Origin of the sequence: Candidatus Poriferisodalis sp., assembly GCF_965215815.1 — a bacterium.
Classification (GTDB): Bacteria; Actinomycetota; Acidimicrobiia; order Acidimicrobiales; family Poriferisodalaceae; genus Poriferisodalis.
The window spans coordinates 2,104,238-2,129,498 of the sequence record NZ_CBDCEO010000013.1 but is presented as its reverse complement, the minus strand read 5'-3'; the positions used below and the strand labels follow the sequence as shown (position 1 = coordinate 2,129,498).

General features: G+C 66.2%; 25 protein-coding genes. 12 read left to right on the top strand and 13 right to left on the bottom strand.

The window, feature by feature from the left end; translation table 11 throughout:
• Positions 1-70: 70 nt before the first annotated feature.
• The 9 genes from ACOOHB_RS19585 to cysS all read right to left on the bottom strand — a co-directional run bounded on the left by ACOOHB_RS19585 (position 71) and on the right by cysS (position 12,041).
• The gene (locus ACOOHB_RS19585; protein WP_420446463.1) at positions 71-5,290 is read right to left on the bottom strand and encodes a RecQ family ATP-dependent DNA helicase; all 5,220 of its coding nucleotides are present in this window, start codon (positions 5,288-5,290) and stop codon (positions 71-73) included.
• A 33-nt stretch (positions 5,291-5,323) separates the two neighbouring features.
• Positions 5,324-6,274, bottom strand: a complete 951-nt coding sequence (locus ACOOHB_RS19580; RefSeq protein WP_420446462.1) for an SPFH domain-containing protein — start codon at positions 6,272-6,274, stop codon at positions 5,324-5,326.
• Positions 6,274-6,873: an NfeD family protein gene (locus tag ACOOHB_RS19575; protein WP_420446461.1), complete on the bottom strand. Its 600-nt coding sequence runs from the start codon at positions 6,871-6,873 to the stop codon at positions 6,274-6,276. Before ACOOHB_RS19575 ends, ACOOHB_RS19580 begins: the two co-directional genes overlap by 1 nt.
• Before the next feature lie 67 nt (positions 6,874-6,940).
• Positions 6,941-7,819: a bifunctional DNA-formamidopyrimidine glycosylase/DNA-(apurinic or apyrimidinic site) lyase gene (mutM, locus tag ACOOHB_RS19570; RefSeq protein WP_420446460.1), complete on the bottom strand. Its 879-nt coding sequence runs from the start codon at positions 7,817-7,819 to the stop codon at positions 6,941-6,943.
• 26 nt (positions 7,820-7,845) lie between these two features.
• Complete coding sequence (locus ACOOHB_RS19565; protein WP_420446459.1) at positions 7,846-8,649, bottom strand: enoyl-CoA hydratase/isomerase family protein; 804 nt, start codon at positions 8,647-8,649, stop codon at positions 7,846-7,848.
• A 126-nt stretch (positions 8,650-8,775) separates the two neighbouring features.
• Positions 8,776-9,633 carry a RecB family exonuclease gene (locus tag ACOOHB_RS19560; RefSeq protein ID WP_420446458.1) on the bottom strand — a complete coding sequence of 286 codons (858 nt, stop codon included), beginning with the start codon at positions 9,631-9,633 and terminating at the stop codon, positions 8,776-8,778.
• 45 nt (positions 9,634-9,678) lie between these two features.
• Positions 9,679-9,972 (bottom strand): hypothetical protein, encoded by a 294-nt coding sequence (locus ACOOHB_RS19555; RefSeq protein WP_420446457.1) that lies wholly within the window; start codon positions 9,970-9,972, stop codon positions 9,679-9,681.
• Positions 9,973-10,007: 35 nt separating this feature from the next.
• Positions 10,008-10,778, bottom strand: coding sequence for a ParA family protein (locus ACOOHB_RS19550; protein WP_420446456.1), 771 nt, complete (start codon positions 10,776-10,778; stop codon positions 10,008-10,010).
• A 60-nt stretch (positions 10,779-10,838) separates the two neighbouring features.
• Positions 10,839-12,041 carry a cysteine--tRNA ligase gene (gene cysS, locus ACOOHB_RS19545; RefSeq protein WP_420446944.1) on the bottom strand — a complete coding sequence of 401 codons (1,203 nt, stop codon included), beginning with the start codon at positions 12,039-12,041 and terminating at the stop codon, positions 10,839-10,841.
• A gap of 32 nt (positions 12,042-12,073) precedes the next feature.
• Here cysS and ACOOHB_RS19540 point away from each other — a divergent pair, with 32 nt between their 5' ends.
• From ACOOHB_RS19540 to ACOOHB_RS19530, 3 genes are read left to right on the top strand one after another with little or no spacing between them, the layout of a single operon-like run.
• Entirely contained in the window at positions 12,074-13,252 is a 1,179-nt protein-coding gene (locus ACOOHB_RS19540; protein WP_420446455.1) for a hypothetical protein, read from the top strand.
• A 50-nt stretch (positions 13,253-13,302) separates the two neighbouring features.
• On the top strand, positions 13,303-14,454 hold the full coding sequence (locus ACOOHB_RS19535; protein ID WP_420446454.1) for a hypothetical protein: 1,152 nt from the start codon (positions 13,303-13,305) through the stop codon (positions 14,452-14,454).
• Positions 14,455-14,462: 8 nt separating this feature from the next.
• Entirely contained in the window at positions 14,463-15,086 is a 624-nt protein-coding gene (locus tag ACOOHB_RS19530) for a hypothetical protein (protein ID WP_420446453.1), read from the top strand.
• 65 nt (positions 15,087-15,151) lie between these two features.
• Here the strand turns inward: ACOOHB_RS19530 and ACOOHB_RS19525 are convergent, their stop codons facing one another.
• Both ACOOHB_RS19525 and ACOOHB_RS19520 read right to left on the bottom strand, forming a co-directional pair.
• Entirely contained in the window at positions 15,152-15,976 is an 825-nt protein-coding gene (locus ACOOHB_RS19525; RefSeq protein ID WP_420446452.1) for an NUDIX hydrolase, read from the bottom strand.
• Positions 15,973-16,623 (bottom strand): 5' nucleotidase, NT5C type, encoded by a 651-nt coding sequence (locus ACOOHB_RS19520; protein ID WP_420446451.1) that lies wholly within the window; start codon positions 16,621-16,623, stop codon positions 15,973-15,975. Before ACOOHB_RS19520 ends, ACOOHB_RS19525 begins: the two co-directional genes overlap by 4 nt.
• 151 nt (positions 16,624-16,774) lie before the next feature.
• Here ACOOHB_RS19520 and nthB point away from each other — a divergent pair, with 151 nt between their 5' ends.
• The 8 genes from nthB (at position 16,775) to ACOOHB_RS19480 (ending at position 21,918) form a co-directional block, all read left to right on the top strand.
• Positions 16,775-17,548 (top strand): nitrile hydratase subunit beta, encoded by a 774-nt coding sequence (nthB, locus tag ACOOHB_RS19515; protein WP_420446450.1) that lies wholly within the window; start codon positions 16,775-16,777, stop codon positions 17,546-17,548.
• 22 nt (positions 17,549-17,570) lie between these two features.
• On the top strand, positions 17,571-18,203 hold the full coding sequence (gene nthA, locus ACOOHB_RS19510) for a nitrile hydratase subunit alpha (RefSeq protein ID WP_420446449.1): 633 nt from the start codon (positions 17,571-17,573) through the stop codon (positions 18,201-18,203).
• A 25-nt stretch (positions 18,204-18,228) separates the two neighbouring features.
• Positions 18,229-18,570: a nitrile hydratase accessory protein gene (locus tag ACOOHB_RS19505; RefSeq protein WP_420446448.1), complete on the top strand. Its 342-nt coding sequence runs from the start codon at positions 18,229-18,231 to the stop codon at positions 18,568-18,570.
• A 44-nt stretch (positions 18,571-18,614) separates the two neighbouring features.
• Positions 18,615-19,154 (top strand): UGSC family (seleno)protein, encoded by a 540-nt coding sequence (locus ACOOHB_RS19500; RefSeq protein ID WP_420446447.1) that lies wholly within the window; start codon positions 18,615-18,617, stop codon positions 19,152-19,154.
• A gap of 7 nt (positions 19,155-19,161) precedes the next feature.
• On the top strand, positions 19,162-20,289 hold the full coding sequence (locus tag ACOOHB_RS19495; protein WP_420446446.1) for a hypothetical protein: 1,128 nt from the start codon (positions 19,162-19,164) through the stop codon (positions 20,287-20,289).
• Positions 20,289-20,717: a MaoC/PaaZ C-terminal domain-containing protein gene (locus tag ACOOHB_RS19490; RefSeq protein ID WP_420446445.1), complete on the top strand. Its 429-nt coding sequence runs from the start codon at positions 20,289-20,291 to the stop codon at positions 20,715-20,717. The genes ACOOHB_RS19495 and ACOOHB_RS19490 overlap by 1 nt, the downstream gene beginning before the upstream one ends.
• On the top strand, positions 20,686-20,832 hold the full coding sequence (locus tag ACOOHB_RS19485) for a hypothetical protein (protein ID WP_420446444.1): 147 nt from the start codon (positions 20,686-20,688) through the stop codon (positions 20,830-20,832). The genes ACOOHB_RS19490 and ACOOHB_RS19485 overlap by 32 nt, the downstream gene beginning before the upstream one ends.
• Before the next feature lie 66 nt (positions 20,833-20,898).
• Positions 20,899-21,918, top strand: coding sequence for an acyl-CoA dehydrogenase family protein (locus ACOOHB_RS19480; protein ID WP_420446443.1), 1,020 nt, complete (start codon positions 20,899-20,901; stop codon positions 21,916-21,918).
• A 10-nt stretch (positions 21,919-21,928) separates the two neighbouring features.
• On the opposite strand, the gene ACOOHB_RS19475 is transcribed toward ACOOHB_RS19480, so the two are convergent.
• Together ACOOHB_RS19475 and ACOOHB_RS19470 are read right to left on the bottom strand one after the other, a co-directional pair.
• The gene (locus tag ACOOHB_RS19475) at positions 21,929-22,771 is read right to left on the bottom strand and encodes an SMP-30/gluconolactonase/LRE family protein (RefSeq protein ID WP_420446442.1); all 843 of its coding nucleotides are present in this window, start codon (positions 22,769-22,771) and stop codon (positions 21,929-21,931) included.
• A gap of 50 nt (positions 22,772-22,821) precedes the next feature.
• A complete protein-coding gene (locus tag ACOOHB_RS19470; RefSeq protein ID WP_420446441.1) occupies positions 22,822-24,141 on the bottom strand; it encodes a cytochrome P450 in 1,320 nt (439 codons plus the stop codon).
• 127 nt (positions 24,142-24,268) lie between these two features.
• Here ACOOHB_RS19470 and ACOOHB_RS19465 point away from each other — a divergent pair, with 127 nt between their 5' ends.
• Positions 24,269-25,252 (top strand): NAD(P)-dependent oxidoreductase, encoded by a 984-nt coding sequence (locus ACOOHB_RS19465; protein ID WP_420446440.1) that lies wholly within the window; start codon positions 24,269-24,271, stop codon positions 25,250-25,252.
• The last annotated feature ends 9 nt before the right edge of the window (positions 25,253-25,261 follow it).

Below are 25,261 nucleotides of genomic sequence, written 5' to 3'. Positions count from 1 at the left end.
ACGATGCGATCGCCAGTGCACACGGAGTGGAATTCTTGCTTGCCAGCGATGTCGAAGAGCGAATGTTTGCCTACGACGGGATGCGCAGCGTTTCCCAACTTCCGCGCTCTTCGTCGATGCGCTCGATGCGTAGCTCGCCTGAGCCCAAGAGGCGATCGATCTCACGCCGCACTCCGCGCGGGCCGAGCGCAGCGAGACGGCCGTACAGCCGGTGTGTGCGCAGCGGAAGCGGGAGTTCGTTGCGGGTGCCCTCGCCGGACTCGCCAGCCAGGCACCGTTCGATGTTGCGCTGCGACGGCGACCGGCGGTTCGGATCGCCCGGCGGCACCTCTCCTGCGATCTCCAAGATGACGGTCACCGCGTCAACGGCTTTGTCAATGTGCTGGCGAGAGATCACGACCTGTTCCCACGGTCGTTCAAGATCGCCTCTGCACACATCGCACGCATGACAGCTCGACGCTGCGGCCGCACCGAGATATTCGAGCAGCACTCGACGACGGCAGTCGTGGCGGTTGTCTCGATAGAGCTTCGCCAGGTCGCTGAGACTGCGAACGGCACGCCTGCGCTGTTCGAGCGATTCGCCGATTGCCGCGAAGTCCGGAGTGCTCCCGGGGACACGCTGCCATAGAGGCGAGACCTGCCATGCCGTCAGTTCGATTGCCTCGCCATGACTGAGGTCAATCAGCGCTCGTTCGAGTCTGCGCGTTGACGACCAGTCCATCTCCGCTGCCCAAGAGCGAATGCCGAACGACCGCTCGCTCGCTCCCTCAAGCGATTTCAGAATCTCGCGCGCATCCTCACTCAGCCTTCCTTGGCCACTCTCGGACCGGTGATGCCGAGCCGCACCGGGCAGGACTCGAACGATGCCCTCTTCGATCATGTCCTCGACGCGCTGAGCACACCCCTGCTCAACGAGCAGATGTGCAGCGAGCTCGAGGTGACTGCTGTCCCTGTCCCTAGCAGCGCGGCGGTCCCCGTTGACCCGAGTCAGCGCTACCGGCCCACCCGTGCGTTCAGCAGCGATCTCCAACGACCTCCAGAGCTGCTTCACCGTGTCCAGACTGGGCGCTGCGTCCCTGACAAATGACTCGTGCACGCCGCAGTCATCAGGGGCCCTCAACAGAATGCAGCGTCCAAGGCTCGGGCCGCTGCCAGCAGTGGCACCTCGCGCCGCTCGCCCCACCTCTTGCACGTAGCTCTCGACCGACGCGGGCATTTCGAGATGGACGACCACTTCCACATCAGGCTTGTCGATGCCCAAGCCGAACGCATTGGTGCCGACAACGATGTCGATCTCCCCCGCACGGAAGGCTTCCTCGGTGTGCACCCGTTGCGCCGACGACATGCCGCCGTGATACGACCGTGCCGTGTGACCATCGAGTCGCAAGAGCTCTGACATGCGTACCGCCGTCGCTCGGCTCGGCACATAGACAATCATCGCCCGACGCCGGTACGCCTCAGCGATGCGCATTACGACCACATCGCGGTCGTCGAGCGAATCACAATCCTCGACGTAGTAAAGGAGCTCTTTGCGGTCCGGGTCCAGTTCGTGCCGGTGCAACGTTCCGCCGATGCCGAGGCACGCCACGATGTCTTCGGTGACCTCACGCGTGCCCGTGGCTGTCACCGCCAATACCGGCGGGCGTCGCGACGGCGACAGCTCACGCAGTGCTTCGGCGATAGCTCGGTATTCGGGGCGAAAGCTATGGCCCCATTGGGAGATGCAATGCGCCTCGTCGACTGCTACAGCTGAGATCTCGACGCCAGCCAGTGCCTGTCGTAGGCGGCTTGACCACAACCGTTCTGGCGAAACGTAGAGCAACTTGTACTCGCCGTCGCGTGCGCGTCGCAGCACCTCAGCCTGCTCAATTTGACTCTGGCCCGAACGCAGTTCCGCCACTCGGGTCAACCCTCGATCGCGCAGACCCTCGACCTGATCGCGCATCAACGCCACCAAGGGAGACACGACCAGTGTCAGACCTGAACGCAGCATTGCCGGCAACTGGTACGTGAGCGACTTGCCAGCCCCGGTAGGCATCACCGCCAGCGTGTTGTGGCCCTCTGCGAAGCTGCGCATCACTTCTCGCTGGCCCGGACGCCACTCTTCGAAGCCAAGCAACTTACGCGCTCGCTCCAGCAGTTCGTCGACATTCTCCGTTTGGGTTGCAGCATGGCGCGCGTCTGACAACGTCTCGAGCTCTCGCCACGGGTCGGAGGATGGCAGTGCACGCAGCTCGGCTTCGTCGGATGCGCCAAAGGGGAGTCCCAAGTGCCGGGCGACCGTTGCATAGGCCGCGCTCGCCGTATGAGGCCGTTCTATTGACGGCGGGCCGGGCAGCGAGTCCAGGAACGCGGCGGCATACGGCGCGCTGCCTCGAATCCGTTTGTCAAGCACGACGCACACGCCACGGTCCGTCTCCTTTCGCACCAAGCGGCCGACTGCCTGTGTGAATCGGAGTACGGCCTCGGGCACGAGGTAGCGGCTGAAGGCATCCTCTCCTCGGCGTTCAAGTTCGGCCATGCGTGCCGCCACCACCGGATCTCCTAGTGCAGCAAACGGCAACTTTTCGATGATCAACAGGCTCAGCGCTTCGCCGGGCACATTCACGCCTTCCCAGAACGAGCGTGTGGCGAGCAGGCTCGACGATGCGTCGGTGCGCATCCGCTCCACGAGCTCACCCGATGGGGCATCGCCTTGGCACATCACACCAAGTCCGTGCAATCGGAGCTCGGGCACGCGCCACAGATGGTCACGTGCATGTGCCATGCGAGCCGAGGCGGTGAACAGCGCGAGTGTGCGACCGCGTGCGACCAGAACAAGGCGCGCTATCTCGTCGGCCTCTGCCTTGGTGAACTCCGCCATCAATCCTCCGCGGGGCACCGGCAAGTGGCGTGGAAGCACCAGAAGCTCATTCTGGGAGAGATTCTCGAACGGCGTCTGCAAGGCGAGTCGCCGGGCGTCGGACAGCCCGATCCGCTCGAGCACGTAGGCGAACTCGCCGTCGACGCGCAGCGTGGCCGAGGTCAGCACGACCGAATCCAGTTCTTCCCAGGTGGCCCGCAAGTGATCGGCAACGGACACCGGCACCCGCCGCATCGACCACTCCCAAGTTGTCTTGCCGTCGTAGACGGGTCTGCGACAACGGAGATCGACAATGCTGATCCAACTGTTGTCGTCGCGTGCGGACGTGGTGTTGGCGAGCACTTCGGCTGCGGTTCGCACGCGACGACCGATGCAGCCCAGCTCTGACTCGATGTGACGCCAACGAACGCTTCCGAGCGCAGCTGCGGGCGGCTCGAATGCCATGCAACCGCTGAGCCGCCGCAGATATTCGGACAATGCCCGCGCCGCTCGGCGCGCGGGCGCGAACTCAGCCCGACTGGTATCGAGTCCCGGCCTCAGCCGGTACGCGACTCCGAAGCTCGCAGCTGCCTCGACGGTTACCTCTGTACGACCTCGTATGTAGTCGACGATGCGTCGATCCAGATCTGTCAGCGCCTCACGGCACTGCGACAAGGCATCCAGAGCCGCGGCGACTTGCTCGGTTGACGAGTCACCCGAAGCTGCCACCGAGTATCGACGCAGCACGCCGGCACCGCTGTCGACGTGCGCGACGCAGTCGAACAACGCTGCAAGCGCCGCTCCGCCCGTGGTCTCGGTCAGCGCACTCGTCGCGGCGTCTTCGAGGTTGTGGCCTTCGTCGACGATGACATGCGGCACCTCTTCGACGAGCCTGCCGAGTGTCACGAGCACGGCGTGGTTGGCGACCACAATGTCCGCCGAGGAAATGCCGGCCAGTGCGCGGCGATAGAAGCACATGCGATCGGCGTCGTCAGCGGCGAATTCACGTACTTCGTCCACGCTCAGTCGCGATCGCAGGGCCACGAGCTGTGGCCATGAGATTTCAAGCTGTGAGATGCTCAAGTCATCCCAGTCGCCGGTGACTGTCTGAGCGGCCCACCCGGTCATCACCGCCAGACCGAGCGCTTCGACCGGTCCGTCGGGTCCGGCTCCGATGGCTGCGTCAAGATAGGCGACGGAAACGTAGTTGGCGATGCCCTTGAGCAGCACCCATCGGACGTCGCCAACAGCCCTGCGATAGAGCTCGATGTCGGTGAGGAGTTGATCCTGGAGCACCTTGGAGTGCGTCGCAATCGCAACCGGGTGCCCTCGCGCCTGCGCACATGCCACAGCAGGCACCAGATACGCCAACGTCTTGCCCGTGCCAGTCGGCGCTTCGACCGCCAGCCGTCGCGTCCGGGCAGCCGAGTCTTCATTGTTGACGCCGAGACCGTCAGCGAGCGACCTGAGCACCGCAGCGGCCATCTCACGTTGCTGGGATCTGTAGGCACGGCCATCGCCGGTCACGAGTACCCCGCCGGGGCTCAACGGCGCCAGAACCGCCGCCTCGTCGAGCGTTACCACGGGTTCGGCGTTCGCCGCGTTGCCCTTGTCATCGCGCATCACATGATCCATGTCGACGGCGCTCGGTTGACCGCTGATTGTTGCGAGACGGCGTGCCTCGGCACTACTTAAGCAATCGATCACAGACGTGCCGGCAGGCGGTGCCTCCATGAAGCGCGCCCACGGATGCTGGCCAGCGTGCAGGATCCAGCGCTGCAGCCGGCGTGCCGGCGACGGGTCGGAGATCATCTTCAGCATCCGCTCGATCAGCACCGCCGTCAGCTGCGCATCAGGAACGGCCCGATGCCGCTCCGACGGCCGACCAGCAGCACCGAGCCACGTCGCAAGATCGTCAACACTGCGACTCGCCGGTGGCACCGACCCGTCGGCGTTCGGCCGCATCTCGCTTCCCACCCGTGGAGCAGCCAGGTGAGCAAGATCCAAGCTGTCGAGCCGGTCGTCGTGGAGCGCTGCGACATCGCAACGGCGGCAGGCTTCATCGAGCACGGCAAAATCGTGAAGCCGCCCGTTGTGAGCGACCACGGGACTTCCGATGCAGTACTGCGCCAAGTCCAGGAGAGCGTCCCGGCAGGCAACCAAGCCGGCGCTCAGATTGTTGGAGACAGTGTCCACCGCTGTGCACGGAAGGGATCCCGTGTCGGGAGCGGTGCCAAAGAACTCGCTGCGTACTAATCGGTGGAATACATCAGGACGCGCGATGTGCGTGCCATCAGTCAGGACTTCGACTCGGCATGCGCCGATCTCGCGGATGTCTTGATTGGGGCCGAGGCCCACTAACGGCATCGTCTCGATGTCGAGCACAACGTATTGCCGCACACGCGGCGTCACGTCATCCGCGGTGGCCAGCGACCTCGAATTGCTCACCCGTCTTAGGTCAGGTCGACAGTCGTAGGCCGGCTACTCGTCGTCAGCGGCGACGTTGCCGGCGGGGGTGCTGCTCTCGCGGAACATCTCGCCCATGGCTGCGACGGCGCCGAGCACTCCGCTGGTGTCGAGCGGCAGGAAGATCTTGGTGGCTTGGCCGTCGGCGATGCCCTGCAGTGCTTCGAGGTACTTGATGGCGATCAGGTCGTCGGTGGGGTTGCCGTTGTGGATGGCGGTGAATACCCGCTCGATGGCTTGGCCCTCACCCTCAGCCACCGTGAGCTTCTGGTACTTGTCCGCATCGGCCACTCGCTTGATGGCTTCAGCCTCGCCTTCGGCACGCAGAATCTGCGACTCCTTCACACCCTCGGACTTCAGGATCGCGGAGCGCTTGTCGCCTTCAGCTTCGGTGACCACTGCGCGGCGGTCGCGTTCGGCCTTCATCTGGCGGTGCATCGCTTGGGTGACGTCGGGGGGCGGCTCAATCCGCTGGATTTCGACGCGCACGACGCGTGTGCCCCACTTGTCGGTCGCGTCGTCGAGAATCTGGCGCAGCTTGGAGTTGATGAGCTCGCGCGACACCAGCGCATCGTCGAGTTGCAGGTCGCCGATGACGTTGCGGAGATTCGTCTGCGCCAGCTTGGTCACCGCGATGATGAAGCTGCCCACCGCGTACTTCAGCTTCACCGGGTCGGTCGGCTCGTAGTAGATGACAGCGTCGACGGTCACCGCCACGTTGTCCTTGGTGATGACCTCCTGGGGCGGCACGTCCACCACTTGCTCGCGCATGTCCACCTTGAGCATCCGCTGGATGAAGGGGACCACGAACCGCAGACCGGGATCCACCGTCGTGCGGTACTTGCCCAGGTTCTCGATGAGACCCTGTTCGAAGGGGCGCACGGTGCGCAGGCCCTTGGCTGCAATGACGAGAGCCGCCAGTGCGATGATTGCCAGGAGGATCACTCCCGGGCTGATGTTGTCCATCATTCGCTCCTCGGAGGCTGGGTCGCCTCTTGGTCGTCTTGATCGCCTTCGACGCCGCCCGCGTCGCTCACATCGCCTTCCGAAGCGACCTCGGCACCTGCAACCGGATCTGGTGACACCGGCTCGGGGACGTCGCCATGGCGCACGTAATCAGGCGGCGGCGACTCGGTGAATTCGACCAGCAGCTTTGTGCCTTGAACCGCAATGACTCGCACCAACGATCCCTCTTCGACCGGGCCGGTATCGGTAACGGCTCGCCATTCGTCGGACAGAACACGGACGCGTCCTGTGTTCTCGATGAGGTCGATGTCCTCGATGACCCGAGCCTCCATGCCGATATAGCGATAGGCGCCGACCGGAAGATCGTCAGGGCTGTCCTGGCGGCCCATGAAGCGCCGCAGCACCAGCATCGATGCACCGGTGCCGCCGAAGAAGAGCAGCCACTGGACGGCGCCGTGGAGATCCAGCCACGCTGCGGCTGCTGCTAGCACGCCGCCGATCGCGAACGGCAAGAGAAAGAAACCCGCGGTGAAGATCTCGCCGAGGCCCATGACCAACGCCAACGCGACCCAGACCCACCGCCACACTTCGTTGTCCACGCCGACCCCCGATCACGCGATGGGCGTGCCGTCAGTATGCACCTGAGACGTAGCCCGACATGGCGCGTCAGCGGTACTGGCAGCTGGGACACCAAGTGCTGGAACGCTGATCCAGCACCCGGCGGCGCATTTCGGCACCGCAGCGCACGCACGGTTCGCCTGCTCGGCCGTAGCAGACGAAGTATTTCTGATTGTCGCCAGCGCCTTCGAGGCTGTAGTAGTCGCGCAGCGTGCTGCCGCCGCGCTCGATGCTGGCGACGAGCACGTCCCGCAGTGCCGCCAGCAGCCGTTCGGCTCGCGGCTTCGAGATCGTGCGCGCTGAGGGGTTGATGCGGGCCAGAAACAGCGCCTCGTCGGCGTAGATGTTCCCGATGCCGGCGATCAGCCGCTGGTTCAACAGCTGCGTCTTGATGCGCAGGCTGGATCGCCTACTGGCTCGCCAGAACGCTCCCGCATCGAAGCTGGGATCGAATGGCTCGGGACCCATCGCCGCGAGCGTGGGCAGATCGCGGTAGTCACCTCGATCGCAGACCGCTATCCGGCCGAATCGCCGGACGTCGTGCAGGCACAGCACCTCGCCGTTGTCGAGGCGCCACCAAGCGCGCACGTACGGATCGGCTGTGCTGATCCCGCGGGTTTCCATGACGTCGGGGGCAGGGCCGTCAGTCGGCCGCAGCGATGGCGCGTAACCCGGGCCCCCAACAGCGGCGTCGCCAAAGCACAGTCGACCGGTCATGCCGAGATGCACGACGAGGTCACGCTCGCAATCCAGCTCAGCGATCAAGTACTTGCCTCGCCGTCTCAGGACTTCGATAGCGCTGCCGGTGACATCGCGCGCCGAAGCGAACTTGGCAGACGAGTGACTGCCGGCGTCAACGATGCTGCGACCGACGAGACGCGGTTGCAGCTGCCGCCGGACGACTTCGACTTCCGGCAGCTCTGGCATCAGCGATGTCGTGCGCGAGGCCGGAGCTAGCGGAACTTAGGCGGGCGCTTCTCGAGGAACGCAGCGACGGCCTCACGGTGATCATTCGATGCGCGAGCGACGTTGAGCGCTTCCAGCTCACGCCGCTGCACCGCACGCAGATCGGTGTCGGATCCGTTGTCGGAGAGCAGTTGCTTCGTCAACTGCAGCATGGTGGGCGGATTCTCCGCGTAGCTGCGGGCGCGTGCGAGCGCCGCGTCAAGCACATCTCCGTCGGTGACTTCGTCGACAAGGCCCATCTCGACCGCCTCAGCCCCGGTGACAATCCGACCGGACAACGCGAGGTCTGACGCCGCGCCCCAGCCACAGCGCTGAATGAGGATGTGCGACGACGCCAGCTCTGGAGTGACGCCCATCTTCACGAATCGGCACGACAGCTTGGCCTCGCTGTGAGCAACCAGGAAGTCCATCGACAGGACCATGGTGAGGCCGATGCCGATCGAGGCGCCGTTGATGGCCGCCACCATGGGCTTGGATGCGCGCACCAGCTGGACCCAGTCGTCGACAGCGGCATCACCGTCGGCAGCTGCTTCGCCGACGCTGCTGCCGGCTTCGTCGGCAGCATCGATCCGGGCGGCAAAAACCTCAGCGATGTCCGCGCCGGCACAGAAGCCGCGACCCGCTCCCGTGACGACGAACGCGCCGACTGCCGGGTCGTCGTTGCCGGCCCGCACGGCGTCGGTCAGCTCGGCGTGCATGCGCGGTGTCCACGCGTTCAGCTTCTCGGGCCGATTCAGCGTCAGTACCCGCACGTAGTCGCGGTCGGTGACGTTGATCTGCTCGTAATCCATCTCGATGCTCCCCGGTTCGCAAGGTCGGCCTACAGCATGGCCCGAACGAACTGGGTGTTGCTCAAGCAGCCAGCCGTGCTTGATGCGGGCTGGCTCAAGCAGCCAGCCGTCACACTGCGGGCCGGCTCACGCAGCCAGCCCGTGCCTTCTCTGATGCTCGAGTTGGCCTTGGGGGCAGTCATCGCGGTAGGGGCACCAACTGCACAGCGGGCCCGGAGTGGGTTCGAAGCAGCCAGTGCCGGTGGCCTCGGCGATCCGATCCCAGGTGGTGCTGTGCTCGTTGACCGCCGCTGAGACGGCATCCGGATCGAATGAACGAGCGATCTCGGTGGGCTTCCGGTCATCGCGGCCCGAACCTGTCTCACCTAGGTACAGAAGCCGCACCTCACTGACGTCGTCGCCAACTGTCTCAAGTGCAGCTGCATACAGCCAAACCTGCGACAGCCGGCTGTCGACGTAGCGCTGCCCGGGCGGGCGGCCCGTCTTGTAGTCGGTGACGCGCACCCCATCGGGCATCCGGTCCACGAGATCCACGATGCCCCGGAAAGGCACACCTTCCAGCGACGTCTTGACATCGCGCTCGCGATCTACCACGTCGACCTGTGTGGGGTCGACCAGCTGGAAATAGCCCTCGACATCGCGCCACGCATTCCACCGAAAAGCGCGTTCGTTGTCCGCCAGCAGCTCCAACGCCGCAAAGTCGGGGTCATCCGCCAACTGTGGCCACAGGTCCCGGCAGATGGCACGCGCGCGTTCAAGCGTGCGCTGCGAAGGCGCAATCGCGAGTAACTCCTCCAGCACGCGATGCACGAAGGTGCCGCGCAGCGCTGGTTCGCCGGGCGGATCCGGCAGCTTGTCGATGTACCGGAACTTCCAGCGCCTCGCACACTGCCGAAACGTCGACGCGCCCGAAGGGCTCAAGCTGTGAGGAGCCTCGACGTCACGGGCAACATCGGCAGTGACGCTGCCAGCGTGGGGTTCCACCTTCACAGCGTGGCCCATCTGATCATTGCGAGCGTGGATGGTTTCTCAGCGCCGACGCCAGCGTCGCCACAGCCACCATGCGACAACCGCTGAGATCAGCCATCCAACTGCCACCGCGCCTCCGAGTGCCGCAAGCAGGCGGCGGTCGACGGGTTCGGCGCGCCGCGGCAGGAGGTGCGATGCAGGGGCGGGAGCCGGATCAGCATCGGAATCGGTGTCAAGGGGGTGCCCAGTCGCAGGCGGCGGCATCTCTTGAGCCTCATCGGGCAGTGCATCGCCTGGAAGCGCGGCCGACCCGTCAATGCTCGGCCGCGGTCGCTTCGGGTCATAGTTGGCCATGGTGAACCCTCACGCCTGAGCGTACCGCTGGTCCCTCAGCCCAACCGGCGCTGCAGGTCTGCCCACAATTCGTCAAATGCCTGCACCGCCTCGGGGGCACCGGGCCGGCGTCCGAGCGCCCGCAACGGTTGTGATTGCCCCGAGGCCTCGGCAATGGCCGCTCTCTGCGGGATCGGTGGCATGAGCTCGGTGACGAAGCGCTCGGCAAGCTGCTGCGCCCAGTACGCGTTGTCGCGTGTGCGCCCCACTCGGTTCAACACGACGCCGGCGACCGTCGGAGTGCCCTGACGCTGGGCAACGCGATTGATCGTGGACCGCATCAGGTCGACGCCATCGGCCGCCCAGGCTGCCGGCTCAGTCACGACGAGGGCCCGATCGGCTGCGAACAGCCCATTGATGCACAGCAGTCCCAGCGACGGGGGGCAGTCGATGAGCACGAGATCATGGTTCACGCCCGCCAGGGCAATCCGCAGGCGATCCTGAGCACCGACAAGGTCGGCGGCCATCTGAGGCTCGCGGCTTGTCAGCGCATAGCTGCCAGGCACCAGCTGCGGGCACGGACCATCGGGCGGCCAACCACTGCTCACGACTGTCGCCAGAGCCGCACCGGGCGTCGCGTCCGCCAGCACGCCGTCGATGTTCGGGGAGGCATTCCACACACCGAGGCCGGCAGATGCGTTGGACTGGGGATCCAAATCGACGACGAGCACGCTGTGGCCGCCAGCGCATGCGGCTTCAGCGATGCCGAGTGCGACCGTCGTCTTGCCCACGCCGCCCTTCTGGTTGACCACAGCCAGCGTCGCCATCGCTACTGCCCTCCACCAGATTCGGGGCGCACTGTGTCATGGCGCTGCGGTTGGGGCCTGTCACTTCGCTGCAGTTGCAGGCAGCCTGTTGAGGTCGATGCCACACAGCGCCGCAGCAGCCACCAACTCGCCCCGCAGCGTTGCGCCCCCAGCCCCGCGTTCGATCGCTGCAGCGGCATCGAGCAGCGCATCGCGGGCCTTCGGGGCATTGAGATCGTCATCGAGCACAGCCTGCACCTCAGCGAGCAGGCCCGATGACCCGCCGGCTGATCTGGTGGCTGTTGCCGCCCCGACCGCCGCACCAACCAAGGTGTCCAGGTCGCGCTGGGCGCTGAGGCCCTCCGAGTCGAACCACTCCCATTCGGTGCGGTAGTGGTGCGCCATCAGCGCCAGCCGGATGGCCCTCGGGTCGACGCGGGCGCGCAGATCCGAGATGAACACGAGGTTGCCGAGCGATTTCGACATCTTGTGGCCCTGGTAGGAAACGAGGCCCGCATGCACCCAGTAGCGGGAAAGTGGTGCGCTGTGAATCGCCTCGCTCTGGGCGATCTCGCACTCGTGGTGCGGGAAGACGAGGTCGCCGCCTCCCCCATGAATGTCGATGGTCTCGCCGAGCGCTGCGTGGCCCATCGCAGAGCACTCGATGTGCCAGCCGGGCCGTCCCGGACCGAACGGAGACGGCCACGAGGGCTCGCCGTCTGCGCTGGCCTGCCACAGCACGAAATCAAGGGGGTTGCGCTGGCGGGGATCGTCGGGAGTTCCCCCACGCTCGGCCGAAAGCGCCGTCATGTGCTCGGCGCTGTAGCCCGACAGCTTCCCGAAACCGGGAAAGGTCGCCACGTCAAAGAAGACTCGATCGGCCGAGACGTAGGCGTGACCGGCGTCAAGCAGCTTGGCGATCATGGTGATCATGGCATCGATGGACCGTGTGGCCCGAGGCTCGTGCGCAGCAGGCCGCGCTCCCAGCGCCGCCATGTCTGCTGCAAAGCGGTCGATCTCGCGCTCGGCCAGCGAAAGGTAGTGCTCGCCCAGCTCGGCCGCCTTGGGCAGGATGCTGTCGTCCACATCGGTGTAGTTGCGCACCAGCGTGACGGTGTGGCCCATGTCTTCGATCCGGCGGATGATCAGGTCGTATGCCAGGTACGTGGCGGCGTGTCCGAGGTGCGTGGCGTCATAGGGCGTGATGCCGCACACGTACATGCCGACGTGTTCGCCGAGCTCCAGCTCGACGATCGTCTTCTGCGCGGTGTCGTACAGGCGCATTCCCACGGCCCGACACGGTACTGTCGGAGCGGGTGGACGAGCGTCGAGATGACCGCGCGCTGCTCGAGCGAATTGCCCTGTACCGGCACCGCCGCGAGCTGCCGCCGATACAGCCAGTGCTGATCAACGAGCTTGCCGAGTGGCTGAGAGCCCACGGCACCGACCCGCTTACCTATGTGTGCGATCTCTTCGAACGTCACCAGGTCGTGTTCGTCGGCCACCACACTCCGACGCGACGTGCCGGGCTGTTCCTGCAAGACCTCATTGCCGCTGCATACCGATCCGGCGTGGGCATCGTGGCAATCGAGTACGCATGCGTCGACGACCAAGCGCGGCTCGATGCAGTGGTCACTGGCACGACCTTCGACGAGCCACTCGCACGCGAGGCGTTGCTGCGCTGGGGCATCCGGCACAACTTCGCCTACCGCGAGTACCTGGACGTGCTGAGCGCAGTCTGGGAAGTGAACCGCCGCTTCGTCGGCGGCGGTACGCCGATGCGTGTGCTGGGGCTCGACTACGACTTGGACCTCGATGCCGTCACCGACACAGCAGACCTGCGCACGTCGTACGCATGGCCGCACCTGCGCAGTCGCGGCCCGGTGTCTGCCCACATGTGCGAGGTGCTGCTCGCAGAGGTGATCGAGCCGGGGCATCGTGCGCTCGTGCTGACACGCACAGCCCATGCGCTCACGCGAGCGCGACGGCTACCGCACCGGGTGTGGGATGCCATCGATGCCGAGGTCGTCGGCGGGTACGTAGTTGGCGCGGCGAACCGTCTGTACGAGGTGGTGGCTGACCGTGCAGTCACGGTGCTGATCCACGAGCCACTCCCTGCCGATGGCGAGCTGTGCGACTACGCGCTGGTTGCCGACGGCGTACTCGACGCGACGTTCGCCATGAACGACGACCTCGCCGTGCCGCTTGCCTTCGACGTCGACCGGGGCCCACCGGCACGGCTCGGATGCACCACGAGTCTCGACCGCGATCCGCTCGGCAGCCTTGCCACCGGCTGGATCTATCTCGAACGGGACTTCGAGCGTCGGGCGCCCACGCCGTTGCCCGAACCCGTGCCAGCGGTGCACGTGGAGCACGCTCGGCGCTACGCACTCGACCCGGTGCTGCGGGACCGCCGGTCAACCGCAGGCGACTTCGCTGCGGCGGTGTCCGAATCGGCCTCGGCAGCCGAGCTGGCCTGGACACAGGTGCTCTAGAGCAACCGCACTGTCAGGTTCCGGTCGGATTCCGGGCAGACTCATTGGCAGTGCCGCCCGATGCCCCCACCGACGACGAGCGGTCGTCGTCCGCGATCGCATCGCCGGAGGCGTACCTCGGCGACATTTGCGGTCGACACCAGGTCGTCCTGCTGGGCGACCAGATCGGGGTTCGCCAGCATCTGCGCTTCTTGGCGGGCACGCTCGGCGAGCTGGCCGACAACGGAGTCTCCAACTTCGCCTGGGAGTTCACCAATTCGCGCCGTCAGGCCGAACTCGATGCCCTGACCGAAGCGTCAGCTTGGGACGATCGCGCCTGCGCCGACCTCTTTGTCGACCTGCTCGGCGCCGGATTCGGCTACCAGGAGTACGCCGACGTGCTGCACGCCGTCTGGAAGCACAATCAAGCAGAACGCCGTCGAGACTCGGACCGGCGGCCCATCCGTGTGATCGCGCTCGGCCTGCCGACCTACGTGGAAGACCCGGATCTGCTCGACGGTCGCTCAGCCGCCGAGCTCGGGCTTCGCAACTGGTGGCTCGGCGGGCACTACCGCGACATGTCGGCGTTCCATGCCGCCAGCGTGCTCACCGCGGAAGTGCTCCGTCAGGGAGAGCGGGCGCTCGTGTACATGAACATCGCCGCCACCACCACCGGCCTCGTCGAGTGGGCTGACCGCACACCCACAACTTCCGCGGGAAACCTTCTGTGGCGATGGATGAGTGACGGCTGTCGACGAGTCGTCTTGCACGGCGCTGTGGCCGACACCACTGCGGCGGAGCGCGTTGAGGAGCTGGTCTCTCGCTCTCCAGAGGGGCGTGGCAATACCGACATCCGCTTCGGATTGGACCTCGTGGCCTCGTCGCTCGGCAGCGTCGCGATGACTGAGGTACGCGGCTCGGTGGACGGTGCCGAGACCTCGCTGCGGCTGCGCGATGTTGCTGATGGCTACGTGTATCTCGGGCCTCGCGCCGACTGGGAGGCCTGCACGCTGATTGACGACCTGCTCACCGACGCGAACTTTGCGAGCGCCGAGGCTCGCTACCGGGCACTCGATCCCCGGTCAGAGCCCTACAGCCGCGAGGAGCTCGAAGAGTTGCGCCGCACCGGCCAGCAGGAGCTGTCTGATGCTTGGCCGCCGTTGCCAGAGCCTCCCGAAGAGCCGAAGCGCCCCTTTGCTCGGTTCCGCAAGAACGACGCGTAGCGGGCGCCATGCTGCACCGCATCGACGAGATCCCACTTGGAACGCCCGAGGGAACCGGCCGGCTGTACGTCACGAACTTCTCGGCCGTCGGACCCGACCCGCAAGCGGCGCTCGACCGCGTGGACGCCTCGGTCATGGTGTGCCTGCTGACGCCGCACGAGATTGAGCTGCGCTATCCCGACTACCTGCCGTGGCTGATTACTCGAATGCCGCCCTGGCTCATGCAGCAGGTCAATGAATCGGCCGTCGACGACGTGCTCCAAGGCCATGCCGCACGCTTCGGCGACATCGATATCGAGTCACTCCGCTTCCGCAGCGACGCCGATGCCCGAGCGCTTTGGCTGCCGATACCTGACGGCGGCACGATCTTCGACGGCGGTGTCATGGGCACCGTCGCCTACATCAACGAGTCCATCTTCACCGGCAAGAACGTGCTCGTGCACTGCGGCGCGGGCATGGCACGCACCGCGGTCGTGGGCATCCTCGCCATGATCTCGCTAGGGGCAGACGCTCAGCAGGCCGCAGTTGACTTCCGTGCCGCCCGCCCCGGCGGCGGTCCAGACGGTCCCTCGCAGGAACAGCAGATCGCCCGCCTAGTCGGCCGAGCCCGCCGCCTGCGCCCGACGTACTGACTTCGGAGTGCTACGAAGTCGCTGTTCCGCCGGTGACTGCGTGGGCTCTGGCAGCCGAGGCTGCTTCAGCGTGTGGCGGCGGCGGTGCCGTCGTGTTCTTCCCAGCGCCAGCCAGAACGGACCATGGTGCAGCGACGACGCGGACCGGGCGTGTCGAGGTCGCCGTCGGGAAAGGCAACGTCGCCGACATAGACCGCGACATGGCCCGGGTCGGACTCGGGTGACTCGATGATCTCGGTGTGGAAGCAGGAATGTCCGCTCACGGAGGCCAGAACGTCTGCGGTGCGGTTGAAGCCCGACAGCCACGTCAAGGTCACAAACGTGGGCGTGACGAACTCGATCTCTCCCGCTGCCCTGCGGGCGAGCGCAGCAGCAGGCGAGACCCAAGCGTGGTCGAGGATCTCGCTGCCGTCGACGGTCACTGCGTCCAGTTCGGCGGGGGCCGCGCAGATGAAGAATTGGGTCGAGAAGCGCTTGGGCCGGATTGGCGGCGGCAGCCAGTGAGCGAAATGCACCAAACCGGCACCTGAGAGGTCGATGCCTGCCTCCTCGTGCGCCTCTCGGATCGCCGCCGTGCAAAAGCCGCTGGCGTCGCCGTCGTGAAGTCCTGCTGCACCATCCACCGTGCGGGGATCGCAGGGACTCACGATGTCGCCGGGACTTTCCCTGTCGGGCGGATCGACTCGGCCCCCAGGGAACACCCACATGCCGCCGAAGAAACCGCGTGAGTTTCGGCGCAGCATGAGTACTTCGATATGCGCGCCGATGTCGCTCGTCGCAAGGTCGAAGCCGTGCCCGGGCGCCGCGGCCGGCTCTGCATCTCGCAAGACGACCACTGTTGCCGCGTCGATCGGTGGCGACATTGCTGATGCACTCGGAGTGCTGCTCATGTCGTGTCCCTGGTGCGCACCTCGAGCCGGTCCGAGCCCGCATCCATGCCAGGCAGCGGGCGCGCCACAGCACTTCCGGCCGCCGCCATCAGCTCCACGATCATCTCCTCCATCTCGGTCCAGTCGTGGGCACGTGGGCCGGCAACGTGGGCGTTGTACGGCTGGTCGAACGCAATGACATGGCCGCCGGCTGCTCGGATGGCCTCGATATTGTGCGGCGCGTCCTCGATGTGGGCGTCGGCATTCACCACCGACTTGTCGGCGAGAAAGCAGATGTCCCGGTAGGGAATGCGCTGCCGGTCAAGCCACTCCACCGTGTCGCTGACGGTGACCCGGTGACCCCAGCTGGTGTAGAGCCGGTGAGTCACAATCCGGATCCACACGCCGGCATCGGACAGCCGCCACAGTGCCTCCGAGCAGCCTTCCATCGGTTCGATGTCGCGGAACATGCGGTACTCGAGGACCGCCACTTTGTGCAGCTCTTCGAAGTCGCCTTCGCCAAAGCCCCACTCGGAGAAGCTCCAGCTGCGCAACAGCGGCAACGTGTCCTCGCTGACGTTGCGCTCACGGGCGACGACACGTCGAAATGCCTCGGTGTGCTGGGCACAGACCCCGTCGAGATCGACGGCCAGTACGAACTCGGGCATCCCCGCAAGCTAACAACCTGACTGACACAGAATCCGGCGATTACGACCGGATGCCGCGAACTCTGCCGACCGCCGCCGTGTCGAACTGCGACGAGGACCGCCCCCGTGTCGAACTGCGGCGACCACCGCTGCAGGTGCAATGCTGGGCCCGATGCAGCCCAGTGGTCATGAACGCAGCGTGCACGACCTCGGTGGCGTCTCCGGATATGGACCAGTGCCCCACGAACCGGACGAGCCGCCGTTTCATGCCGACTGGGAGCGGCGTGTCTTCGGCTTACTCGGCGCTGTCACGTCGGCGACTGCTCGGCGGCCCGGCGAGTTCCGATATGCGCTGGAGCGCCTGCACCCCGACGACTATTTCAAGAACGGCTACTACGGACGCTGGCTGGCGGGTTTCGAGGTGCTGCTTGCCGAGTACGACATCGTCGATCCCGTCGACTTGGCCCTGCGGATGGCCGGGCTCCGGGACGTGGCCCTGCGGGTGGCCGGGCGCGCGGACCTGACCCCTACAGCTACCTCTAAAGCGACGCCGGCGCGGCTGGTCTCCCCCGTCGCCGACCGTGTCCCGTCCCTGCTGCCCCCCGATCGCCCCACACCGGCGCCGCAACGCCGGACGGTCCGGCGCGAACTCGCTGAGCCACCTCGATACAGCGTCGGCGACCGCGTGGTTGCCCCGGCACCAATCCAGCCCGGCCACACACGGCTGCCCGGCTACGCCGTGGGCAAGCCGGGCATCGTCGTGAAGCTGCACCCGCCCGAAGTGCTGCCCGACAGCACGGCACACAACAGGGGCGAGCGGCCCCAGCACGTGTACTGCGTGGGTTACGACGCCCGAACGCTGTGGGGCGACGACGCCGAGCCGAACGCGACGGTCCACGTCGACCTGTACGAGTGCTACCTGACCACAGCGACGGCTGACCGCTGAGGCCCCGCCGATGGAGGAATTCATGCAAGACGACCACGGAAACGGCCACGGCCATCACCACGACCATTACGACGCGTCATCGCCGGAAGTCCGCGTCGAAGCGCTCGAAGACCTGCTGGTCGCCAAGGGCCTCGCTGATCCCGAGCGGATCGATGCGACCATTCGGCGCTTCGAGCACGACATCGGACCGATGATCGGAGCGCGGCTGGTTGCGCAAGCGTGGACTGATCCCCCACTGCGACAGCGACTGCTGGCCGACGCCGACGCCGTCGTCGCCGATATGGACATCCGCGGTGCCGAGATCGAGCACATCGAGGTGAAGGCCAACATGCCGGGCATCCACAATGTGGTCGTCTGCACGCTGTGCTCGTGTTACCCGTGGGCCCTGCTGGGGCTGCCGCCGAATTGGTACAAGAGCCCCGAGTACCGGGCCCGCGTGGTGCGTGAGCCGAGAGCCGTGCTGGCCGAGATGGGCCTGGAACTCGGGACCGACACCGAGGTGCGCATCTGGGACTCGAGCTCTGAAACCAGGTTTCTGGTGCTGCCGGAGCGACCTGTCGGCACCGAAGGCTGGCCGGCCGAGCGACTGGCCAACCTTGTGACGCGCGACTCGATGATCGGCGTAGCCCGTGCCGCGCAGCCCGACAGTCAATGACGGCCAACAAGCTGACGGGACAGCCATGAGCATCGAATTGCTGGAGGGCACCACGGCCGCACCGCCGCGGGACAACGGCGAACTGGTCTTCTCCGAGCCCTGGCAGGCCCGGGCATTCGGTCTTGCGGCCGATCTCGTCGATGGCGGTCATTTCACCTGGGACGAGTTCCGCGGGCACCTCATCGAGGCGATCGCCGCCGCGGAGACTGCCGCGGCGGACGACGAGGCGCGCGAGACTTGGGACTACTACCGGTGCTGGCTCACCGCACTTGAGCAGGCGGTCACCGACGGCGGGCTGCTGGAGGGAACAACGCTCGCTGATCGGGCCACGCGGTACGCCGATCGACCAGCCGGTCACGACCACTGACCGCACAGCACGCGTGCAGCCAGCGCGGGTGTCAGACTGTGTGCATGAGCACCCTCACCTTCCACGATCCACGGGGCGAGGCCAAGACTGCGCCCGAGCCGTACAGCTTGAGCACACGGCTCGATCAGCCGATCACCATCGGCCTGGTTGCCAATGGCTTCCCTGATAGCGTCCGCTTCCTCGACCATGTTGAGAAGGCGCTTGCCGAGCGGCTTCCGGCTGCGTCGTTCTACCGCTACGACAAGGGCGACGCCTCGTCGGTTGTCGGCGAAGGAATGCTCGCCGACATCCGCTCCGAATGCGGTGCGGTGATCGCGGCGTACGGCCATTGAGGCAGCTGCACCTCTGGCACCGTGCGTGACAGCATCTCCGTCGCCCGGCAGGGCATTCCCGCCATCGCACTCGTCACCGATGCTTTCTGGCCCCAAGGCGACTTCGTGGCCGCCGCCACCGGCATGCCGGCTGTTCCCCGCATCCGGCTGCCGCATCCGGTCGCCGGCAGCGGCGAGGACAACATGGCTCGGGTGGCAGCCGACATCGCGCCACAGATCGTGGCGATCCTGAGCGGCGCCGTCACGAACTGATCAGGCCGTGACGCTCTTGGAGGCCCGCAGCGAGGCCGACGCGCTCGAAGAACTGCACGTGCTCGGGCTGACCGACGGTCTGCCGGTCGTCATCCCGACTCCTGAACGAGTGGCCGCGATGGTGCTCGCGACTGGGCTCGATACCGACGTTGAGTTGGGTGTCATGGGTCCTGCGCACGGCGTGGCGAGCGTTGAGAAGGTGGCCACGGCGGCCGTCATGGCGGGCTGCTTGACCGACCACGTGCCGGTTGTCGTCGCCGCAGTGCGAGCCGTGTGCAAACCCGAGTTCGACCTGACCGAGATGCAGAGCACCACCCACTGCACCGCGCCGCTCATGGTGGTGTGCGGGCCCGCTCGGCACCAATGCGGAGAGGTTGCCTCGGGATTCGGGGCGCTGGGTCCGGGTCACCGGGCCAATGCCTCCATCGGTCGGGCGCTGAGACTGGCGATGATGAACATCGGCGGCGCTCGCCCCGGCGTCTCCGACATGGCACTGCACGGCCATCCGGGCAAGTTCACCTACTGCATTGCAGAGGACACCGAGAACAGTCCGTTCGCGCCGCTGCATACGTCGTTCGGCTACGAACCCGACCAGAGCGCAGTGATCGTGACGGGTGCCGAGGCACCGCACTCGACGTTCTTCACCGGCGACGCCGACGATCCCGAGTCGGCCAACCGCCTGCTGAACGTGATCGCCGCCGTGATGGCGAATCCAGGCAGCAACAATGCACACCTTCGCCACGGCTCGCTCGTGGTGATCATGAATCCGGACCACACGGCTGTGCTGGCCCGGGCAGGACTGAGCCGTGAGGACGTCCAAGCCGAACTCGCTGCTCGGGCCGCCAACTCGACGGCCGTGCTCGTCGCCATGGGGTCCGTGTTCCATCTTGGGAACGACTCGCCGCCCGACGAGATGGTGCCGATCCTGAAGGACCCGAGTCGGATCGTGGTGTTCCAAGCGGGCGGCAAGGGCCTGTACACGATGGTGATGCCCTCGTGGTGCGCCGGCCCGCACCAGAACCCGGTGGTCCACGCCGAGATCGAACTCGACCAGGCCTGCGAGGTGCCCGGCATCGCCGACGCTCTCGGCGTCGGCGCATCGGACACTTCAACTGAAGGACAAGGAGCTGCCTGATGAGCAATGCTCCACGCCCGCACGGCGGCTTGTGGTTCGAAGAACTGACACCGGGGCTGGTGATCCACCATCGGCTGCGGCGGTCCATCACCGAAGCCGACAACGTCATGTTCACGACCATGACGATGAACCCGGCGGCCCTGCACCTCGACTTCGAGTACGCCCGCACGGAGACCCAGTTCGGCAAGCCGCTCGTGAACTCGATGTTCACTGCCGCAGTCGTCGTCGGCATTTCGGTGCACGAGACCACGCACGGCACCACCGTTTCGAACGCATGGACTTCCCCGCACCGGTGTTCCGTTCGACCACGCACGGCACCACCGTCGCCAACCTGGGTTTCGAACGCATGGACTTCCCCGCACCGACGGCGACACGCTGCGTGTCGAGAGCGAGGTCGTGTCAGCCCGGGGTTCGAAGAGCAAGCCTGATCAGGGCATCGTGCTGTTCGAGCACCGCGCCTACAAACAGGACGACACCCTGGTTGCCATCATGCGGCGCAACGCCCTCATGTGGCGCCAGCCTGCCGAGGGGACAGACGCCTGAGAGCGCTGGTTCGACGTTCCGATTGACCCGAGGCATGTTGCTGTCGCTCGTGCATCCTTGAGCGACATGAATCCCGAGGCACCCCCTGACGCAAGCGCGTTGCTGCACACAGCACGGCAGCTCGCGAGCGACGTGCTTCTTGGGCGCTCGCTCGATGTGGACGCAGCCGGAACGGTGCCTGAGGACAATTTGGACTTGTTGCGCGACGCGGGGTTCTACGGCTTGTGGACGCCACGAGAGGTCGGCGGCTGTGGCTTCAATGAACTCGAACGGCTCGCGATTCTCGAGGCGCTGGCTAGTGGCTGCCTCACCACGGCATTCGTGTGGGCGCAGCACGGCGGTGGGTCGGCGGCCGCCGCGCGTATGCCACCCGGCTCGCCGCTGCACGATCGCTGGGCCCGTGCCCTTGCGACCGGCAAGTCTCGCAGCGGCGTGGCGTTCGCGCATGTGCTGCGGCCTGAACCTTGCCTGTTCGCGGAACGTTCCGGCGACGGCTGGTCACTGCGTGGCGTGGCGCCCTTCGTGACTGCGTGGGGCCACATCGATGCCGTGCTGACGGCTGCCCATAGCGCCGATCGCCTGGTCTGGATGCTGATCCCGGCAGATGAGGCGCCGACGTTGCAGTCACGCCGGCTGCGCCTCGCCGCAGCGGACTCATCGGTCACCGTCGAGCTGCATTTCGATGGTCACGTCGTCGGCGACGACTCTGTCGTCGAGGTCATTGGTTACGACGAGTGGCTGGCTGGCTACCGCCTGGGACTGCGAACCAACGGGGCGCTCATGCTGGGGGTTGCCTCGCGAGCCTTGGCATTGCTGGGTCCATCACCGCTTGACGCGGAGCTCGATTCGGCACGCCGGGCCCTGCACGCCGCCGAGGTGGACGACATGCCAGAACGCCGTGCACAGGTCGGTTACGTGGGCATCCGCGCGACGAGCGCGCTCGTGTCATCGGTAGGTGGGCGTGCCATCACGCTTGGCCATCACGCGCAGCGCCTCGCCCGCGAGGCCTTGTTCCTGCTCGTCCAAGGCCAGACCGCCGAGATCCGCTCCGGCCACCTGCGCCGCCTCGGCGCTGCAGACGACTAGGGAATGCGGGCTAAGGCAGGCCAGCTCCGGGAATGTCGACCCGCACGGTCTCGATGCGACCCCGCGGCGGTTGGTCCGCCGGCGGTCGCGATGTCGGGGCGGTGACCATGTAGAGGGTGCGTCGATCGTCGTCGCCGAGCATGCAGGCGAAGCAGTTCAACTCCAGCTCGATGACGTCGGTCACTTCGCCGCCGTCCACCACCCGGAAGCAGCTGGCGTTCAGGGGATCTGCCACCCAGATGCCCCCGGCCTCGTCCAAGCAGATGCCGTCGGGCACCCGCTCGCCGAGTTCGGCGAACGTCCGGCGGCCGCTCAGCGAGCCATCGGGCTCGATCTCGAATGCGGTCATGCGGCGGCCGTAGCTCTCGGCGACGACCATGTGCCGGCCGCTGGCATCGATCACCGTGCCGTTGGGAAAGTCGAAGCCATCTGGTCCGGGCCGCGCCGTTCCGTCCGGGGCCACGATGGCCAGAGTTGCCTGAGCGAACGTCTCCCCCGCACTGTCGTCGAAGCCGAAGTTGCCGACATACGCGGTGCCGTCCGCCGCCACCACCATGTCGTTGCAGGGTCCGTCGGCAATGTGAAACAGGTCGGCATGCAGCGACTCATTGCCGCCCGGGTCGAGACGCCGCAGCTGACGGTCCAGCATCGACACGAACAGCAGGTCGCCATTTGGCAGCCAGCCCAACCCCGATGGCTGCGTCGGAACCGTGTGGATCAGCTCCTCGTGGCCGTCGGGCGTCACGGTGAAGATGCCGTGGCGGTAGAAGTCTGAGTACCAGAGCCTGCCGTCGCGCCAGCGCGGCCCTTCCCCGAACCTGAGCCCGGTCACCACTACGTCGGTCGTCGTCATGCGTGCCGAAGATAGTGGTGTGTCCGAGGGTGTCTGCAATTGCGGGGGCCCTAGCGGCGTGGAACGACCATCTGGTGCTTGATCGGGCCGACGTGGAGGTGGCCGATGCGCGACTGGCCGCCCTCGAGCTTCAACCCGTCGAGCAGCGGCGCCACCACACGGAAAAACGCCCGCAGCTCCCAGCGAGCCAGGTGCACGCCCAAGCAGAAGTGGGCGCCATGGCCGAATGCGAGGTGGTCGTTCGGAGTGCGCTGAAGGTCGAAGCGGTACGGATCGGGGAATTGGCGATCGTCACGGTTAGCTGACGGGTACCACACGCCGACGTGCTCGCCCGCCTTGATCTTCTGGCCTCCCAATTCGGTGTCGGCCGTGCAGGTGCGTGCGAACTGGATCACCGGCGACGTCCAGCGCAGGATCTCCTCCACCGCTGCCTCGACCGCCCCGCCGGCGTCGCCGGCGTCAGTACGCCGGTCGTCGTCGATCCGCTCGTTGAGCAGGTCGAGTTGGTCGCGATGTTCCAGCAGTGCGATCGTCCCGCCGCTGGCGGCATTGCGGGTCGTCTCATTCCCGGCGGCGATCATCAGCCGCAGGTAGCCGACGAGCTGCTGGGGCGTGAGCGGACCCGATTCGATCTCCGACCGAAGCAGGATGCTCACTAGGTCCCGGCCGTCTGTCCCGTCACGTCGACGTTGCGCGATCAGCTCGCCGATCCACGTGTCGAACTCGCGGATCATGCGCGCCCGCATGTCGTCGTGAGCCTCACCTGGCTGGCAGTACCGGTCCAGATCGGGATCGTCGAACAGCACGGCGGTCCAGGCGTGGACCTGTTCCCAGTCGTCGGCTGAGACGCCAACCATCTCGCAGATGGCTGCCAGCGGCAGCTTCACTGCCAGGTCTTCGACCAAGTCCGCCGTGCCCTCAGTCGCAACGCGGGCCATGAACTCATCGGCGAATCGCTGGGCGTGGCGCTCCAAGGACTCGGACCGGCTGCGCATCGCCTTCGGCGTGAACTCCGGCACCACCAGGCGACGCAGATCCCAATGGTCGGGACGGTCCTTGAAGATGAAGTCCGGCGGCTCGTCGGGGTCCCAGCCGATCTCGATCATCCGTTGGCGGTACTTCGTCCAGAAACGCAGGTCGCGGTCGGCGTCAGCCAGACGCAGGCGCCCGCCTCCGTTGATGAACGTGCGGTTCTGACCCGACACCCACCTCACGTCGGAGTAGCGGGTGATCGCCCAGAACGGGACGATGTTGTCGCGCACGTACCAATAGACCGGAGCCTCGTCACGCAGCAGGTCCCACTCGGCCCACGGATAGCCCTGCGCCGCATATTGCTCGGTGTCGTGAATCACCACATCGTCGACTTGCATGGGGTTCGCCTCACTCGGGTGCGGATGCTCAGAAGCAACAACCGGAACAACGGTAGCGAGCCGCTCAGCGGCGCCGCTGAGTTGGATGGGCCTGCTGCCGCCGCAGATGCAGCGCAATACTGGCGCCATGGAACACGAGTCGGCCGATCTGCCGATTGTCTGGTTTGACCGTCCTGCGGGCACTCTGCAACGCGAACTGCTCGACGGAAAGGCTCGCATTGTTGATGTGCGTGGCGACGACCCGCTGGAGGGCATCGAAAGCGCCCACGGAGCCATCGTCGGCGCCGCAATCGGCTACAACCGCACCGTCTACGAACGTGCACCGAACCTGCGTGTGATTGCTCGTGCGGGGATCGGCTACGACAACTTGGACCTCGACGACGCCACCGCCTTCGGCATCGCCGCGTGCAACACGCCCGACGGACCGACGGTCTCAACCGCCGAGCACGCCGTGGCGCTGATCTTCGCTGCAACCAAGGGAGTCCGTGAGTCGGTCGATAGGCACGAAGCCGGCGACGGCGACTACTGGGCGCGTCACAGCCACTTGGAACTGGACGGTTCGATGCTCGCGCTGCTCGGGCTCGGACGCATCGGCGGCTACGTCGCCCGCGTGATGTCAGCGGTCGGCATGAACATTGTGGCCTACGACCCCTACGCCAGCGACGAACGCTTTGCCGCCCTCGGTGCACGGCGCGCGACCACACCCGCCGCCGCAGTCGCCGATGCTCACGTCGTGTCGGTGCACGCTCCGCTGAGCGACGCGACCCGGCATCTGGTGAATGCCGACTTGCTCGCGGCGATGCGCGAAGGCGTCTACGTCGTCAACACCTCACGCGGCGGATTAGTGGATCAGGTTGCGCTCTTGGCGGCTCTGGATTCGGGACGAGTCCGTGCAGCGGCACTCGATGTCAGCGAGCCAGAGCCGCTGCCGCCCGATCACCCGCTGCTGGGTCGCCCCGACGTGGTTGTCACCCCGCATGTGGCCTCTGCCACGAATGCCGGTCGTCGCCGCATCTTCACCCACGCCGTGGCCGAGGTGATGACGGCCCTCGACGGCACCCAACCGCCGAACATGCTCAACCCCGAAGCCTGGCCAGGCCGCAGCGCCTGAAGTGCGGTT